The organism is Ruegeria sp. AF7 (assembly GCF_056541885.1).
On sequence record NZ_JBQFYX010000023.1, the window covers coordinates 13,545 to 30,188 of the forward strand.

Annotated in this window: 17 protein-coding genes; 10 read left to right on the plus strand and 7 right to left on the minus strand. The window is 55.6% G+C overall.

Features of this window, described 5'->3' with window-relative positions:
- The first annotated feature begins 32 nt into the window (after positions 1 to 32).
- The 5 genes from ACR0AP_RS19420 to ACR0AP_RS19440 all read left to right on the plus strand — a co-directional run bounded on the left by ACR0AP_RS19420 (position 33) and on the right by ACR0AP_RS19440 (position 5,495).
- Positions 33 to 1,292 carry an ABC transporter substrate-binding protein gene (locus tag ACR0AP_RS19420; RefSeq protein ID WP_480508749.1) on the plus strand — a complete coding sequence of 420 codons (1,260 nt, stop codon included), beginning with the start codon at positions 33 to 35 and terminating at the stop codon, positions 1,290 to 1,292.
- Positions 1,274 to 2,224, plus strand: coding sequence for a carbohydrate ABC transporter permease (locus ACR0AP_RS19425; protein ID WP_480508751.1), 951 nt, complete (start codon positions 1,274 to 1,276; stop codon positions 2,222 to 2,224). Before ACR0AP_RS19420 ends, ACR0AP_RS19425 begins: the two co-directional genes overlap by 19 nt.
- A 10-nt stretch (positions 2,225 to 2,234) precedes the next feature.
- Positions 2,235 to 3,077, plus strand: a complete 843-nt coding sequence (locus tag ACR0AP_RS19430) for a carbohydrate ABC transporter permease (protein ID WP_209506774.1) — start codon at positions 2,235 to 2,237, stop codon at positions 3,075 to 3,077.
- An 11-nt stretch (positions 3,078 to 3,088) separates the two neighbouring features.
- Positions 3,089 to 4,156 carry an ABC transporter ATP-binding protein gene (locus ACR0AP_RS19435; protein ID WP_480508753.1) on the plus strand — a complete coding sequence of 356 codons (1,068 nt, stop codon included), beginning with the start codon at positions 3,089 to 3,091 and terminating at the stop codon, positions 4,154 to 4,156.
- Between the two features lie 67 nt (positions 4,157 to 4,223).
- Positions 4,224 to 5,495, plus strand: coding sequence for an AGE family epimerase/isomerase (locus ACR0AP_RS19440; RefSeq protein ID WP_480508755.1), 1,272 nt, complete (start codon positions 4,224 to 4,226; stop codon positions 5,493 to 5,495).
- A gap of 338 nt (positions 5,496 to 5,833) precedes the next feature.
- Here the strand turns inward: ACR0AP_RS19440 and ACR0AP_RS19445 are convergent, their stop codons facing one another.
- Genes ACR0AP_RS19445 through ACR0AP_RS19460 form a run of 4 tightly spaced genes read right to left on the minus strand, consistent with a single transcriptional unit; the run spans position 5,834 to position 8,577 of the window.
- Positions 5,834 to 6,205 (minus strand): hypothetical protein, encoded by a 372-nt coding sequence (locus ACR0AP_RS19445; RefSeq protein ID WP_480508757.1) that lies wholly within the window; start codon positions 6,203 to 6,205, stop codon positions 5,834 to 5,836.
- Between the two features lie 48 nt (positions 6,206 to 6,253).
- Positions 6,254 to 6,472, minus strand: a complete 219-nt coding sequence (locus tag ACR0AP_RS19450) for a glycine zipper 2TM domain-containing protein (RefSeq protein WP_480508759.1) — start codon at positions 6,470 to 6,472, stop codon at positions 6,254 to 6,256.
- A 20-nt stretch (positions 6,473 to 6,492) separates the two neighbouring features.
- Positions 6,493 to 7,497, minus strand: a complete 1,005-nt coding sequence (locus tag ACR0AP_RS19455; RefSeq protein ID WP_480508761.1) for a DUF1214 domain-containing protein — start codon at positions 7,495 to 7,497, stop codon at positions 6,493 to 6,495.
- A gap of 15 nt (positions 7,498 to 7,512) precedes the next feature.
- Complete coding sequence (locus ACR0AP_RS19460) at positions 7,513 to 8,577, minus strand: DUF1214 domain-containing protein (protein WP_480508763.1); 1,065 nt, start codon at positions 8,575 to 8,577, stop codon at positions 7,513 to 7,515.
- Positions 8,578 to 8,727: 150 nt separating this feature from the next.
- Between ACR0AP_RS19460 and ACR0AP_RS19465 the strand changes: the two genes are divergently transcribed.
- Positions 8,728 to 9,753, plus strand: a complete 1,026-nt coding sequence (locus ACR0AP_RS19465; protein ID WP_480508765.1) for a helix-turn-helix domain-containing protein — start codon at positions 8,728 to 8,730, stop codon at positions 9,751 to 9,753.
- 250 nt (positions 9,754 to 10,003) lie between these two features.
- Positions 10,004 to 11,179, plus strand: coding sequence for an alpha/beta hydrolase (locus tag ACR0AP_RS19470; protein WP_480508767.1), 1,176 nt, complete (start codon positions 10,004 to 10,006; stop codon positions 11,177 to 11,179).
- Between the two features lie 146 nt (positions 11,180 to 11,325).
- Here the strand turns inward: ACR0AP_RS19470 and ACR0AP_RS19475 are convergent, their stop codons facing one another.
- The 3 genes from ACR0AP_RS19475 to ACR0AP_RS19485 form a co-directional block, all read right to left on the minus strand.
- Positions 11,326 to 12,195: an EamA family transporter gene (locus ACR0AP_RS19475; protein ID WP_480508769.1), complete on the minus strand. Its 870-nt coding sequence runs from the start codon at positions 12,193 to 12,195 to the stop codon at positions 11,326 to 11,328.
- 3 nt (positions 12,196 to 12,198) lie between these two features.
- Entirely contained in the window at positions 12,199 to 12,984 is a 786-nt protein-coding gene (locus tag ACR0AP_RS19480) for a phosphodiesterase (protein ID WP_480508771.1), read from the minus strand.
- A 137-nt stretch (positions 12,985 to 13,121) separates the two neighbouring features.
- Entirely contained in the window at positions 13,122 to 13,766 is a 645-nt protein-coding gene (locus tag ACR0AP_RS19485) for a TetR family transcriptional regulator C-terminal domain-containing protein (RefSeq protein WP_267366089.1), read from the minus strand.
- Positions 13,767 to 13,896: 130 nt separating this feature from the next.
- Here ACR0AP_RS19485 and ACR0AP_RS19490 point away from each other — a divergent pair, with 130 nt between their 5' ends.
- The 3 genes from ACR0AP_RS19490 to ACR0AP_RS19500 are packed head-to-tail and all read left to right on the plus strand — an operon-like array spanning position 13,897 to position 16,633.
- A complete protein-coding gene (locus ACR0AP_RS19490) occupies positions 13,897 to 14,754 on the plus strand; it encodes an ABC transporter permease (RefSeq protein ID WP_480508774.1) in 858 nt (285 codons plus the stop codon).
- Positions 14,751 to 15,539, plus strand: coding sequence for an ABC transporter permease (locus ACR0AP_RS19495; RefSeq protein WP_209599079.1), 789 nt, complete (start codon positions 14,751 to 14,753; stop codon positions 15,537 to 15,539). Before ACR0AP_RS19490 ends, ACR0AP_RS19495 begins: the two co-directional genes overlap by 4 nt.
- On the plus strand, positions 15,536 to 16,633 hold the full coding sequence (locus ACR0AP_RS19500; protein ID WP_480508776.1) for an ABC transporter ATP-binding protein: 1,098 nt from the start codon (positions 15,536 to 15,538) through the stop codon (positions 16,631 to 16,633). The genes ACR0AP_RS19495 and ACR0AP_RS19500 overlap by 4 nt, the downstream gene beginning before the upstream one ends.
- The last annotated feature ends 11 nt before the right edge of the window (positions 16,634 to 16,644 follow it).

The following is a 16,644-nucleotide window of genomic DNA, read 5'->3' on the forward strand; positions in this document are numbered from 1 at the left end:
TGTTCGCTCAATAAAATCAACAGGAGGAAAACATGAAAAAACTACTATCAGGAATGACGGCTGCGGCCGTGTTCATGGGTTCGGCATCTTATGCCGAGACCACACTGAAACTGGTCGAGGTTATTACGAGCCCCGAGCGTACAGAGGTGCTTCAGGGGCTGGTTGATGAATTTGAAGCCAATAATCCCGACGTCACTGTCGAGATTGTATCGCTGCCGTGGGGCAACGCGTTCGAAAAGCTGGCGACAATGGTGGCAGGTGGCGACATCCCGGATGTGGTTGAAATGCCTGATACCTGGCAGGCTCTTTATGCCGGGTCCGACCAGCTGGTCAGTCTCAAGGACCATGTCGCTGGATGGGAACACGGGGCAACGCTGACAGACAAGACCGTTGCCATGGGCAGCCAGGCGGGTGATCTCTATATGATCCCGTACGGCTTCTACCTGCGGGCGATGTTCTACAACAAAAAACTGCTGGCCGAAGCCGGTATCGACACCCCTCCGACTACGATGGAGGAGTTCAAGGCTGCCTCTGCCGCGGTGTCCGAGCTTGAAGGCAAGTACGGATACTGTCTGCGCGGTGGTCCCGGTGGAACAAATGGCTGGATCATGTTCGCCGCAGCCATGAACGGCACCAACGAGTTTTTCACAGAAGACGGCACCAGCCGCATCAACGAGCCCGGCTCGGTCGAAGGCATCCAGTTCATGATCGACATGTATCAGAACGGATATGCGCCCAAGGATGCCGTCAGTTGGGGCTTTAACGAGATTGTGGCTGGTTTCTATTCCGGCACCTGTGCATTCCTCGATCAGGACCCGGACGCACTGATCGCTATTGCCGAGCGGATGCCTGCCGAAGATTTCGCGGTCATTCCGATGCCTGTTGGGCCTTCGGGCAAAGCTTTCCCAACAATTGGGTTCGCAGGCTGGTCGATCTTCAATGCGACTGAACATGAAGCCGAAGCCTTTGATCTGGTTGCGGCCTTGTCGACGCCCGAAGCCAACGCCACGTGGGCAAAGCGTGTTGGCGTCATTCCGATCCACAAAGGCGCCGACCAGGATCCTCATTTCCAGACCGAGCAATTCAAAGGCTGGTTCGAAGAACTGAACGGTGAGCAATATGTGCCGACAACAATGCCAACCAACCTGGAGCAGTGGGGCTACTTCGGCAGCACACTTCTGCTGGAAACCAGTCAGGAAGCCCTGTTGGGGCAGCGCAGCGCGCAGGACGTCGCGGATGAGTGGGCAGAGTTCCTCACCGACGAGCATGCCAAGTGGAAGGCAAAACAGTGATTTCGCGCACTCAGAAAACTGTCCGGCCCGGGGAAGCCCGGGCAAGACGCTCGCTCTACCTGCAATACATGGTCGAGCCTTTTTTCTATTTGTCGCCCGCAATTCTTCTGATCGGTGCGGTGATCATGGTTCCGCTAATCATCGGAATCTCATATTCGTTCCAATCCATTGAGCTGTTAAAGCCTTTTGCTTCTGGCTGGATCGGGTTTGAAAACTACGTTGACCTGTGGCGAGACCGCAAGTTCTGGATCGCGATGGAGAACACGCTGTTCTGGACCTTTTGGTCGATAACGCTCCAGTTTCTGCTTGGCCTTGGCCTTGCCATGCTTTTGAACACGCAGTTCTTTGGAAAGAAACTTTTTCAGGCGCTTGTTTTCCTACCCTGGGCTGTCCCGACCTTCCTTTCCGCGCTGACTTGGGCGTGGCTTTTCAACCCTGTCATCGGCCCGCTGCCGCATTGGCTGGCCGCGCTTGGCATTCTGTCAGAGCCCTACAATATCCTTGGCGACCCCAAGCTTGCCATTTGGGGTCCGATCACAGCAAATATCTGGTTTGGCGTGCCGTTCTTTGCGATCACGCTGCTGGCGGCTTTGCAATCAATACCCGATGAGCTTTATGAGGCCGCAGAAGTCGATGGCGCGACCCCCTGGCAGACCTTCACCAAGATCACGTTGCCATTCCTTGCTCCGATGATCGCGATCACCGTGATGCTGCGGACAATCTGGATCGCCAACTTTGCCGACCTGATCTATGTGATGACCGGTGGCGGGCCTGCGAATTCGACGCAAATCCTGTCGACCTATATCTTCACCACCGCTTTTCGAAAATTGGACTTCGGCTACGCGTCAACCATTGCTGTGGCGCTGTTGCTGATCCTTCTGATCTACGCCGTTATCCTGCTCTGGCTTCGCAAGAAGCTGGTCAAGATTTGAGGAGTTGGCCATGTCAGCTGTCAGGAAACCCAACCCCCTGCTGGTTGTGGGCAAGTACGCGGCACTTGCGTTCTATCTGATCTTTGCGTTGTTCCCGCTTTACTGGTTGCTCAAGATCGGGTTGACCCCGGACGCGCTGATCTTTTCAGAGGGCACCCGGCTGTTTCCAAGCGAGGTCACCTTTTCAAATTTCAAGACGGTCATTTTTCAGACCGACTTTGTGGCCTATTTCCGGAACTCTCTTGTGGTGTCGCTGGGGGCTGCGTTCTTTACTACTCTGTTTGCGGCTGGGGCGGGCTATGCCTTTTCGCGCTTCGTTTTCGCGGGCAAACGCATCATCATTGCCTTGATGCTTATCACCCAGATGTTCCCGCTTCTGATGATCATTGCACCGATCTATAAGATTGTTGCCGACCTCGGACTGCTGAATTCGCTGACAAGTCTGATCGTTGTCTACACTGCGTTCAACATCCCCTTTGCTACTTTCCTGATGCAGTCTTTCTTTGATGGCATTCCCAAAGATCTGGAAGACGCTGCGATGATGGATGGCTGTACGCGGTTTCAGGCGCTGCGCAAAGTGGTGTTCCCACTGACATTGCCCGGTCTCGGGGCGACGCTTGGATTTGTCTTTACTGCCGCATGGTCCGAGCTGTTGTTTGCGTTGATGCTGATTTCAAAGAACGACGCGATGACATTCCCGGTTGGCTTGTTGACATTTGTTTCCAAATTCTCGGTCGATTGGGGACAAATGATGGCGGCCGGCGTGCTGGCTCTGATCCCAAGTTGCCTCTTCTTCATCTTCATTCAACGCTATCTCGTGCAGGGCCTCACGTCCGGCGCGGTCAAAGGATAGGAGGCCAGATCATGGCACGTATCGAACTTCGTGACGTTGCAAAACGCTATGGATCCGTTGAGGTCCTGCGCAACATCAATCTTGAAATTCAGGATGGTGAGTTCATCGTTCTGGTCGGCCCGTCAGGCTGCGGCAAATCCACTTTGCTGCGCATGGTTGCTGGTCTTGAACCGATATCAAGCGGCGACTTTCTGATCGATGGCGAGCGTATGAACGATGTGAGGCCAAGGGACCGGGACATCGCGATGGTGTTCCAATCCTACGCTCTCTATCCGCATATGGATGTCGCTCGGAACATGGGTTTCTCGATGGAAATCCGCAAAGCTCCGGTGGCTGAACGCATATCAAAGGTCGCCCAGGCGGCAGAGACGCTGGGATTGACCAAATTGACGGATCGCTTGCCCAAGGCCCTTTCGGGTGGTCAACGTCAGCGGGTTGCCATGGGGCGGGCCATCATCCGAGACCCGCGGGCCTTCCTGTTTGACGAGCCATTGTCAAACCTTGACGCCGCTCTGCGTGTCGAGATGCGGCTGGAGATTGCGCGGCTGCATCAAAAGCTCAGCGCGACCATGATCTATGTGACCCATGATCAGGTCGAAGCGTTGACGCTGGCAGATCGGATCGTTGTTCTGAACGCAGGCGACATCCAGCAAGTCGGCAGCCCGCTTGAGCTTTATGAAAGACCGGCCAACAAGTTTGTTGCGCAGTTTATCGGCTCACCCACCATGAATGTTGTGCCTGTATTGGGAACTGAAACTGGCGTGAATGTCGGGAATGGGGTTGAAATTAAAATTCTCGATCAACCCCTTGCCGCTCAGGCCAAAGAACTGGGTGTAAGGCCGGAACACATCGATGTTGTGGAAAACGGTGCCGGTGATCTGTCGGCCGTTGCGGATGTTGTTGAACATCTGGGGTCGGACACGAACATCTACGTTAATGCCGAGGGGATCGGCCCCATGATGGTGCGCAAGCATGGCAATATCCCCGTGAAATCCGGGGATCGCCTCGGTTTGCGCATTCAAGCACAGAATGCACATCTGTTTGCTTCGGATGGTACAGCGTTGCGACGGGCTTGCTGAGATGATGGGCAATTTGGAAGATCGGGCCAAGTCGCGCACGACAGGACTCCATCCGCGGGATATTTAGATGACCGACAATCAGTTATTGCTTCCGGGGTCACAGTCCGAGACCGGGTTTTGGATTGAAACGCCAAGACACCGCGATTGGTTGATGAACCAGGCCAAGCGGCAACTTACGTTCTTCAGCGCAAGTTGCCGGGATGAGCCCGGGTTCTATACACTTGGTCACGATGGTCGCCCGCTGCCCGGCAAGCTGCAGGAGCTGCACACGACAACCCGGTTGATTCATTCTTATGCATTAGGACATCTATCTGGTTTTCAAGGTGCTGAACGGATCATCGATCACGGTATGGCATATCTTGAAAGCCATCACCGAGATCGCGACCACGGCGGATATCTTTGGGCGCTGGAAGGGGCTCAGATCAAGGATGACCGCAAGCTTGCTTATGGGCACGTCTTTGTCCTTCTTGCCTCGGCAAGTGCGAAAATGGCGGGTCATCCGGATGCAGACAAACTAATGACAGATGTCCGAAATGTTCTGGAAAAACACTTCTGGGACGAAGAAGCGGGCCTGTTTCGCGATGAATGGAACAGGGATTGGACGCCGTTTTCCGCATATCGTGGAATGAATGCCAATATGCACGGCGTTGAGGCGATGCTGGCTGCCTTTGAGGCAACAGGGGACGAAACCTACCTGTCCCGCGCCGGTCGCATTCTGGACTTTTTCATTGGCAAAATTGCACCCGGTGAAAACTGGCGGCTTCCCGAACACTATTCGTCTGATTGGCAAATTAACCGGGATTATACGGGCAATCCGATGTTCAGGCCTTCCGGAACAACGCCGGGGCATTCGTTCGAATTGGGTCGGCTTCAGCTTCAGCATTGGGATTTGTCTGGCCGAACGAACCCTAATGCTCCGAACACGGCGCGCCACCTGATTGCGCAGGCTTTGAAAGATGCGTGGCTGCCTGGTGGCGGGTTGGCTTACACACTTGATTTTGATGGCCGCGTTGCCAACGCTTCGCGGTTCTGGTGGCCTATCACCGAAGCCATCGGGGCGGTTGCCGCTCTGATCGTGCTAGACAGAAGGCCAGAAGACGAGGACTGGTACAGAAAGCTCTGGACCTATGCGAATGAAACATTTGTCGATCATCAGCATGGCGGCTGGTATCCAGCAGTAGATGGGGCAGGGGCTGTTGTGACGTCCATCTTTGACGGCAAGCCGGACATCTATCACTCGTTGCAAGCCTGTCTGTTTCCGCTGTCAGGACGTCTGTCGAGGATGATACCGCTTGAGAATCCGGAATACTCCGACAAGCCTCAGACGCCGTTTTTTTAGTCTGCTCAAAGGTTCACTTTGCGGGGTCTGTTGTGGTGAAACACACAGAATTGCCAAGAGCTTTGGTGGTGGTTGATCAATACATAACACCCCGTATGCCGGTTAGTGACCGGTTTTGGCAATAAAAAGGAGCGCGACATGACAGACACGTATCAGTGATGCACGCAGATGGAATGCAGGCTGTCGTCTTCCAGACCTGCCGGGGTTGATTTTGCCTTGTAAGGAGCGCTTCTTTCACACCTTGAGTTAGATGCCCTTCATCACCCGATCTGCCACAGCTTTTCGCAGCGTCCCGTCTCATCTTCTAACCATGCTATGATGCGCCGAAGCGTTCTCGTTTATTCGAACTCTTCAAACGTCTCTCGCACAGCATCGTCAACGGCCCCGGCCAGCAACCTGCCACCATCGTTGTCGCAGGCGTCTTCAAGCTCTTCGACGAACTCGGTCTTGAGGTCGCCCAGATATTCTTCGGGGACGGTGGCTACGACATCGATCTGACGGTTGTAGAGCGACACCATCGCCATCAGACGCACGATCTGGCTTACCTGATCGGGGTCATCCTCGTGTTCTGCAAGAACACTGGCGCAGCTAAGATGCATGAACGGTGCAGCTGCGGCGATGATTTCGTCCATCTCCGCATCGGCAGAGGCAGTGCTCGCCAGCGCCGTCATGCACATCCCAAAAATGGCCGAATGGGGAACAAGTTTCATGTGATCTACCTCATTTGTCTAATAGCGTTCGGCAAGTGCAGCGTGGCCCTAGCGTTTTTTACGATAGCCGGCGATGGCTCCGACGACGGCTCCGGCCTTTGCGCCGTCACTTCCGGAAACGAGATACCCAACACCAGCCCCCACGACGGCGCCGCCAACCGTGTTCTTTGTTCGTTTTGACTGGGCCTCTGCTGGTAGTGGTAAGGCCAGGATTGCAGCCATCAGCAAGGCGAATGCGGTGGCCTGTGACTTTGTTGAAAACGGCATATCTCTGTCTCCTTGTCGGTTCAGTTGACTCGTTCGGCCGATGGAAAGGTCCAGGTTCCATCCAGAATTTCGGCGCGCGGCTGGTACAGGCGGACGGTGTAGTTCCAGTTTGGCGGGGTCGGGATACAGTTGTTCCGGCCATCGTCACATGCGCCGAAATTGATAGTGTATGACCCGTCCTCGTTGGGCTTGGCTGAAACGTTGTTGTAACTGTTGCGGCCAAGCTCGTTCGGCTCAAGATAGCCGTCGGCATTGTAAACTGTGATCGACCAAAACGCGTCGACCGGGACGTCGCTGACCGTAATCGCATGGGGTGTTTCGCCATCATTTGCATCGACACTGGCGATAACGGCCGATGCCGTGCTCGCCGGTTGCCCGGCCCAACCAGCGATGGCGCCGACCAGGTGATCGATCGGGTCGACCTCGTCCTTGCGGCCAAAGGCATTGGCAGCATCAAAGCCGACCGCGCTTGCCAAATCGTTCACCGCCTTGCGCGCTTCGACCAGGCTTTCCATATCCCAGTCCGGAGCCTCGAACGGGCCGTTGCCGCCGCCGCTGAGCACGATTCCATCCTGCGCCGCATGTGCCTTGTTCAGATCTTCTGCGTCAGCAGCATCAACAAATGTCCGGAATAGGATAAACGCAAAGCGTGTGCCGACATTTTCCTCGGTCAGGTCATAGGTGCCCGGCGTTGCCTCGACAAAGGCATAGTGATCCTGGCTGATAGCCAGCATCGACTGAAAGCGACCATCGCTTTCGGGCAAAGTGATCTGGACCGGCTGGGATAGGTCTAGGATCACCGCGGAATAAAGCGTGTCCTGATTTGCGCGGATGATCGGCTGCGGAGCATCCGCTGAAACCAGCGCACGTTCGTGCACGATTTCGCCCACGCCTACCCCATAGGCGGCAAGATTTGCCCGGATCATCGTGTCAGATTCCGCTCGCACAAGGTTGTGGATGCGCACCTGTTCAGACACGGCAACAGTGGGCGCGCAAAGCGCAAGGGCAAAAAGAAGACGTCGCATGAGAAATCCTTTCCGTTAATTCAAAAGGCGGGCCGGGGGGAAGCTCCACGTCCCATCCAGAACCTCGGGTCCGGGCTGATACATACGCACGGTATAATTCCAGCCCTCCATGATCGGCAGGCAGTTGACCCGCCCATCCATACACCCGCCCAGGTGAATGGTCATTGATCCATCACCATTGCGCGCACCTGTCACCGAATTGACGTTATAAGCGCCTTGTGCGTTGGGCTGGAAAAAGCCCCTGGCGTTATAAAGGCTGACAGACCAGAACGCCCCGACCGGCACCTCGGCGGGGACATCGATGCGATACTCAGCCACTGGCAGATTGGGCTCGACACCGACGTAATAGGCCTCATGTTCGGGCAGCCCGCCCCAACCGCCAGCGGTGCCGATCAGATGCCGGACCGCCTGAACCTGATCACGCGCGCCGAACATATGGGAACTGTCCGGCACATAGGGGCCAAGGGCTAAAATGCTTTTTAACAGCCCTTCAAAACTGGCTTCGTCATAATTAGGAAGGATGAACGGACGGGCCGATCCGGCCTCGACCAGCATCTGGTCCTGCAACGCGTTGACGGCGGCCACATCCGAAGGATCAGCGGCATCGACCAGCACGCGCATGAAGACGACGACATAGGGCGTGCCGAAAGTCTCGACATCCAGCGCATAGGTACCACCGCCGTGAAACACCTCTTCGATGTAGTGATCCTGATTGAGGACCATTGCGGTCATATAGCGGCCATCTGCATTTGGCAGCGTCAGGGTTGCGCCTTCGCTGATGTCGATAACAGCGGTGCTGTACAGCGTGTCGCGGTTCATTCGGATTGTTGGTTGATCATCCACCGGGGTCGGCTCGCGAAAGTGAAAGAACCTGTTCACGCCTCCGGCCAGAGACACATATTTGCCCAGCTCAAGATCAGTCGCGGCGCGGATGAAATTGTCGATGGTAATCGGGATCTCGCGGCTGTCACTTAAACTGTCGACGGTTGTATCCATTTCCTGCGCGTACGCCGCCTGAATCCAGATCGTGGCCAGCAACGTCAGCGACAGACTGATTGAGACGGGGGAAGACTTACTCACAAACATGTCCCTTATGAAATCAGAGGTTTCGTCGGTGATTACGGGTTCGGGGAACGGCGGTGTAACCCGTTGTCGCAGGGCAATTGTGCAGCGCCCTGATGGGTTGTGTCACCGGACAATTCCCGACAAACTAACCCAATGCGTCGAAACATGGTTACAATTCGCGAGTTGGCCCATGTCGTGGAACTGCTTGAAGATTTCGCAGGGGCAAGCACCGTCACTGACGCACTTCAAGCGGCCGGCCTGGACCGTTCTGTTTTATCTCTGAAAGCGGGTTTTGCACCCTACGCATCAGAGGGCATTCTGGTCGAAACGGTGGCCCGAGCGATGGGCGACAGGCTTCTTGGTGCCCGGATTGGCCGCAAATTCGATTACGCGCGTTATGGTGCGTATTCCAGTTTTGTGCTGAGTGCGCCTGACCTGGCTACCGCGCTGGCGCGTGGGGCACGTGCGTTCTTGCTGATACACCCAGGTTCAGAGATCGTATTCCGTCAGACCGAGACACATGTCGTGGTCGGGCGCAGCGCGGTCGGGCTGACGGTCATGGGTCACAGACACCTGGACGAAGGCTCGGTGTTTCTCCTCGTCACCGTTATTCGCCATTTTCTGGGCAAAGGCTGGCACCCGGACTGGATTGAACTGCCACATGAGGCGCGCGTCGATGTCCCGCAGATCGAAGAGATGATTGGGGCTCCAGTGCGTCTTCGGGACAGCCCGCCTGGTATTGCCATCCGACTGAGCGATTTGCAAACGCGCAACCGTTCGCCCCGCAGTCTGGATGCGAACATCGACCTTGATGATCTGGCGGCGTTGATGGGCGTTAATCCTGTGCAGACCATTGGGGATGCAGTGGAGCAGATATTACAGATCACTGTCGCAAACGCGGACATGTCCGAGGAAACCGTAGCAAGCCATCTTGCGATAGGGCCGCGAACCCTGCAGCGCGCGCTGCGTCAGGAAGGTACGTCCTTCAATGCCGTCCAATCCCGCTTTGCAAAAAGCAAGGCACAGCATCTGCTGACTCACACCGACAGGTCAATTGACCAGATCGCCAGTACGCTTGGTTATAAAGACCCCCGCAGCTTCCGACGCGCTTTCAACCGCTGGACAGGCGTTTCGCCCTCTCTCTACCGAACCCAGCGGCGCACAGGATCTGACCCAGTTCTGGCGGACTAGACCCATTGAGGTCGCGCCGGGCATCGAAACCGCACCCCTTTTGCGACTGATACCTATGGTCGCGCGTGGCAATAAACGTTTGCCAATGTCGTACTATTTGCAAAAGAAATGTGTGAAATCTTGTGCCGCGAATTCACAAAGCGGCGGGAACATCCGGAGCGTAAAGGGTCTGATGCATAGGTTTTGGTGGCTATTGATCTGTGTCGCCCTGACAGGGTGTGCGGCGAAAACCTACAATGAAATTGACATCATGCCTTCGCCAACGGTCTTTGCCAATGGCACGCTCGATCCGTTCGAGGATGTGACCGAGGGCAATTTTGAGGCGCGGACGCGTCTGTTTTACGCAACCGACCGCCAGCCTGCGGAACCGGACGACCCACAGAAAAGCTACAATAACGCACGGGGGCACGTGTTGCGGGCGGGTGTCGCGCAGATTGCGTCGGACCCGCCGCTTGAAAGCTGGGAAAACGCAAGGCGCATCACGCTCGCCGCGGCGCGGGATCGGGACTATAGGCTACGTGTGGCGGGCGTGACCGAGACCGGCATTCTGCCGTTCAGCGCAATCAAATACATGGATACGCCACCCAGCCGTGCCGAGGTCGAATCTGCCGGTCGCCGTTTTGCGTCACAAATCAATGCGCAATTGGCGCAATCGGCCAACAACGACATTTTCATTTACATCCACGGCTATAATGTGGACTTCGACTATTCCACCCTGGTCTCAAGCCAGTTGCAGCATTTCCTGGGCTATCAGGGCGCTTTCATCAGTTACAATTGGACAGCAACCCCAAGTACGCTGGCCTATTTCCGCGATCAGGAATCGGCGCTGGCCTCGCGACGCTATCTGCGCGAGCTGATTGCCTTTCTTTCGACTCATACCGATGCCCGTCGCATTCACCTGATCGGCTACAGCGCCGGGACTAGGCTGGCCTTTGATGCCGCTTATCAAATCGCGTTGGGAGCCGAGGAAAATGCGCGGTTGGGCAAACTCATCCTGATCGGCAGCGACCTGGACCGCGCTTATTTCCTTCATGCTATCGAGGACGGTCTTCTCGATGCGGTTACGGACCTGACGATCTATCAGTCGCAAACGGATTCCGCGCTGGCGATGTCTAGGTTTGTCTTTGGCCGCAAGCGCGTCGGAGAGACCTCGCCGCCCGGCGAAGCAGTGCCTGCGGTGCAAGCGGAACTGGCCCGGACCCCAAGGCTGCATGTCATCGACGTGACGGATGCCGAAGAGGCGGGCACCGGCAACGGGCATTGGTATTTCAGATCTTCGCCATGGGCCAGCAGCGATCTTTTCCTGTCATTGTTGACCGACAAAGACCCAGCCGCGCGCGGCCTGGTGCGCGCATCCGGAGAGATCATCTGGCGATTTCCAGAAGACTATCCGCAAGGGATCAAGGAACTGGGGCGCTTTTACTGAAGGAAAGGAACCGTCAGGTTTTCCCGGCTACATAGCGCTTTAGACCGTCTGATCTTGACCCGCGTAGTCGGAATTCCTGAGTGTTGGCCGCCGCAGTATAGCGTTTTCTCCCGCCCTGAAGCACGGCAGTTTCAGCGGATACAGGGTTAACCTCGGGACAGCGTAATCAAAAGGATTCCCAATGCGATCAGGCTTGCCCAGCCGATACGGTGCAGAAAACGGGATTCCTTCAAGATGATCGCCGCGAGGGTCACTGAAACCGGGATCGATGCTTGCCGTACCGCGCTGACTGTGGCGGCTTCGGCCCCAAGCTGGAATGCGGTCAGGATGAACAAGTAAGACAGATAGGACGCAATCCCGGCAAAAGCGATCCGCACCGGTGCCTGTGCCCAGCCACGCACGACCCCCAGAAACGGGGCTGACAAGTGGCGATCTTCCCACGCCCTGATGCCAGCAAGCAGCGGTGTCACCAGAATATAGGTGAAAAACAGGAAAGGTGCCGGATTGGTCAGCTTCATCGCTTGGGCATCGCTTAGCGAATAAGCGGCCGATCCCAGCATCGCCATACTTGCCAGCGCGAATGCTTTGTGATCATGCAGCAGCCCGCCAGGCGACTTCTGAATCATCAGGCTGCCTAGCAGGACCAATGCGATCCCCAGCAGGGTGAACCACGAGTAATGCTGATCAAGGGCCAGCCAGCTGAAGGCGACAATAGCAATCGGCGACGAACGGATAATCGGATAATAAACCGACAGGTTCCCACGTCTCAGGGCCGACAACGTGCCGTAGTAATAGAAGGTTAGTCCAAGGGCCGAAATCGCGACAAAGGGCCAGACCTCATAAGGTAAGCTCAGATCATGTCCCATGACCAGCGTATGAACCGCAGCCATGATCACCCAGGTCAGAGACACTCCGACATAGCACGACACCGGATGCGCAACCCCTTTCAGCGTAAGGTCGCGCAATGGGTGGGTTGCCGCCGAAACCAGAACCAATGCGATCCAATAGGCTTCCATACCTCAGGTCTGATGCAATGGGTTGCGTTGCAGGAAAGTGTTGAAATGCACCGTCAGCTGATCCTCGGCGATCTGTACGACACCGTAGGCCGGAGGTTCGTCGCAGAACTCGCCATCTACACTAGCCGCATTCAACGGAATCTGATGGTTGAGACTGGGCAGGCTGGTAAATGGAATGCCACGCCAGTTCACATAGGTCATGCGGTGCACATGGCCGTAAAACACATGCCGAATGTTGCGCCCGTGTTTGAGTGCGTCAGCAAAGGCGTCCGCTTCGACCAGCCTGATCTCGTCCACAAGGGGAATGCCAAGGTCAAAGGGCGGGTGGTGCAGGAACACATAGGTTGGCTTGTCCTCGGCTTGGGTCAGTTGCTGCCTGAGCCAGTCCAGCCGAGCAGGGCAAAGCTGCCCTTCATGCACATCGCGCCCGTCTTTGGTTGAATCGAGAAACAAGAAAACACCCTCATCCGTTTCGAACCGGTGCTGGACAAACCCGTTGGCATCCTTTGGATGATCCGGGAAGACCGATTGGAAAACAGCTCGGTCGTCGTGATTTCCTATCAGCAGAAAAGAGCGGAGCGGAAAGGCGACCATTCTCGCCTTGAGCGCCCGATAGGCCTCTTCCTCGGCAAATTCAGCCAAATCGCCAGAGATGACACAGAACGCCGCATCGGAATGCCACCGAGTGATATCGTCCAAACAGGCGTCCAGCCGCTGAGACGGAAAGCCGCCATTTAGCGGACCGGAGTCGCGGACGAAGTGAATGTCAGTGATGTGAATGAACTTCATCCGCTATTTTCCCCGATTATTGTAAGAAACAAGGTATCGACGAAGCTTGCCGATCGCACGGATATAGTAAGAAATTCCTTGGGATCACTCGCACATACGCGACAAGTTTGGTAGTCGAATTTGAGTGCCGCCATCACCTAACGCTCAAATCTTCCGGGAAAGAGTCCGCATAAAAACCTTCGAACAAGGTTGACAGAGCGGCGGCGTGAAAATCCCTGCATATCGGTTAGGTAGTTCACCCACATCCCCTCCAGCAAGGCCAGCGTTCCGCTGGTTGCGTCATCTACCAGGTTCGGGTCGCCCCTGTTTTCCGAGGCTATCTCTGTGAACGCGGACCGCAAGGTTTCGACAAGTTTGTCATCCTGAGTGCTGCTGTAACGGGCGATACCTGGATGAGAGCTTGCGATACCCCGAAACGCATGCCAGATTTTAGTACTGCGGGGATTGAGCAGTGCTTCTGACAGGTCGGCCTCAATCACTGCCATAACACGGTCTTCGGGTCTTGCGCTCGCGCCCAGATCTGTCCGTCTGTCCATCTCGGCATAATACTCGGTGCTGAAATGCTGGGCGGCTGCGGTCAGTAAATTGTCCTTACCCCCGAAATGCAAATGGATCATTCCGCGTGACAGACCGGAGCGCTCGCAGATTCGGCTGACCGAGGTATCGGTAACCCCAATATCGGCAATCGTGTCCAGAGTCGCGTCGATCAGTAGCTGTTTATTGGCTTCCGGATCCCGCTTTGAACCGCGTTTTTGTTCCTTGACACTTTGCGCTTTATTCAATGTTACCAACCGTTTGTGAATGTCTCATAGAGGTAGCTCACAGGAATATTGACACGAAAGGCCATTCTGGCGCAACATTTAATGGACGATCGTCCATTAGTGACTCGTGAATTGCGGGAAGGGAGGTTGGGTGATCTTTCGCAGCGAAGCGTCCCGGGGATATACCCTCAGCGCGCCAGCCACGGCTTACGTGGGCTTTCTGGTCGCGGCGCCATTGGTGATCCTGATTGCCTATTCATTCTGGACCCAAACCTATGTGACGCTCGACAAGACACCGACACTGAAGAATTACAGCGATGCGTTTGCGGATCCGCTGGTCCGGCACCTGATGCTCAGATCAATCTGGATTGCCGGAGCGGTGACCATAGTCACCGTCGCGCTGGCCTATCCCATCGCGTATTTTATCGCGATGAAGGCCCAGAAAAAGACCATCTGGCTTCTGCTCATCACCATTCCGTTTTGGTCCAGCTATCTGCTGCGCGTATTTGCCTGGAAGCTCATTCTGGGGTTCAACGGCGTGATGAACTCTGCGCTTCTGGCGCTGGGTTTGATCAGCGAACCTCTCGACTTCCTGCTCTACAACGAATTCGCAGTCGTGCTGACACTCGCTCATGCCTGGGCACCATTTGCGATCCTGCCGATCTATGTCTCATTGCAAAAGATCGATCCCAGTCTGCTTGAGGCTGCAACAGATCTTGGAAACAGCCCCATTCAACGTTTTATGCGGGTGACGCTGCCGCTGACGATCCCAGGTATCATTGCTGCTTGCCTGATCATCTTCATCCCTACAGTCGGTGATTATGTGACCCCGGCTCTGGTTGGTGGTTCAGATGGGAAGATGATCGCCAATCTTATTCAGGTGCAGTTCGGGGCCGCCAACAACTGGCCACTTGGGGCTACGCTATCGTTAATCGCAATGCTGTCGGTGGGCTTTGTGGCCATCGTGTTTGTCATGTCCGCCACACGGCTGGGGAGGCGGATCAGATGAGACGTCCTACGACCCTGACAGCCTATGCGTTCCTGTATCTGCTGTTTCTGTACCTGCCGGTTTTGTTCCTGCCTTTGTTCTCTTTCAACAGCGGCACAATCGTTGCGTTCCCGATTAAGGGCTGGACACTGGACTGGTATCGGAAGCTGGGCGAGCAGGACACGTTGATCCAGGCGCTTTGGAATTCGCTTGCTGTCGGCACTGTTGTTGCCCTTCTGTCGACTGCCATGGGATTGTTCGCCGCCCGTGCCTTCGTTCGGTACCGTTTTCGGGGTCAACGCGCGGCAGAAGGTCTGGTGATGCTGCCTTTGGTGATCCCGGGCATAATAGTCGCCTCTTCAATGCTGGTCCTGTTTCTGTTCCTCGGTCTCAAGCCGTCTTTGCTGACCGTCATTCTGGGCCATACGTTTCTCGCGCTGCCGTTCTCTGTCTCGATCCTGAAGTCCGCCTTTGATGACTTCGACGCATCCCTGGAGGAAGCATCTTACGATCTGGGCGTCGGTGTGTTCGAAACCTTCCGCCGCGTGACGCTGCCGGTCGTCGCCCCCGGTATCGTAGCCAGTGTTTTGGTCACATTCACCGTCAGTTTCGATGAGTTCGTCCTTGCCTTTTTCCTGTCCGGCAATCAGCCAACCCTGCCGGTTTACATCTGGAGCCAGATCCGCTTCCCCGCCAAGCTTCCAAACGTTTTGGCACTGGGATCGATCCTGTTGCTAACCTCGGTCCTTCTTCTGGTTCTGGCCGAATACTTCCGCCGCCGTTCATCCGCATCAGAGGTCCGATGACAAACAGAAACATCATAGAGCTCAGGGACGTCGAAAAGCGCTACGGCACATTTGTGGCCGCGAGCGGAATAAACCTTGACCTCAAAGAGGGTGAGTTCTTTTCGCTCCTCGGTCCTTCAGGGTGTGGCAAGACCACGGTTTTACGCATGATCGCGGGCTTTCAGGAACCCACCAGGGGGAAGGTGCTGATTGACGGTCAGGATATGGAAGGAGTGCCGGCCAACAACCGACCGACGAACATGGTCTTCCAAAGCTACGCAATCTTCCCACACCTCAATGTCGGGAACAACGTAGCCTACGGGTTGCGGGGCAAAGCGCCCAAGGCCGAGATCGACCAGCGCGTCGCCGAAGCTTTGGAAATGGTCGAACTGGGTGGTCTTCAGGATCGCGGCGCAAGCGAGTTGTCGGGCGGGCAGCGTCAAAGGGTGGCGCTTGCCCGCGCGCTGATCATGCGGCCAAAGGTGTTGCTTTTGGATGAACCCTTGTCAGCGCTTGACAAGAAGCTGCGTGAACAGATGCAGTTTGAAATGCGCAATCTGCAACAGTCGCTTGGCATTACCTTTGTGATGGTCACGCATGACCAGTACGAGGCTATGACCATGTCCGACCGTATCGGCGTGATGTTCAACGGACAACTCAAACAAGTTGACACGCCAACGACGCTTTATGCCCGTCCCTGTGATCAACAAGTGGCCAGCTTCATCGGTGAGATGAACATATTGCCGGCCCGGTTACTGAGCGAAAGCGGTGACATGTTGTCAATCGATGCGGCTGCCTTCGGGCGGATGGAAATCGAGAGAAACCCCAATGTGGCGACCAGCGCCAGAAACATGAACATCGGTATTCGACCGGAACAGTTGGAGATTGCTGAGGACCGTCCTGAAGACTACCCATCAACGGTTCAGGGCACTGTCAGCAACGTCGCCTTCTACGGTGAGAATATTCACTACCACATTCAGGTGGCTGGGGCCGAGAAACCAATCTCGGTCTCGGTTCCGAACTATTTCCACACGGTCGACTTTAAACGCGGCGATGTCGTTTGGCTGGGGCTTCAGGCGGCTAGCGTGATCGATCTTGGTACGATCTCGGAATAAAACAGAGGGAG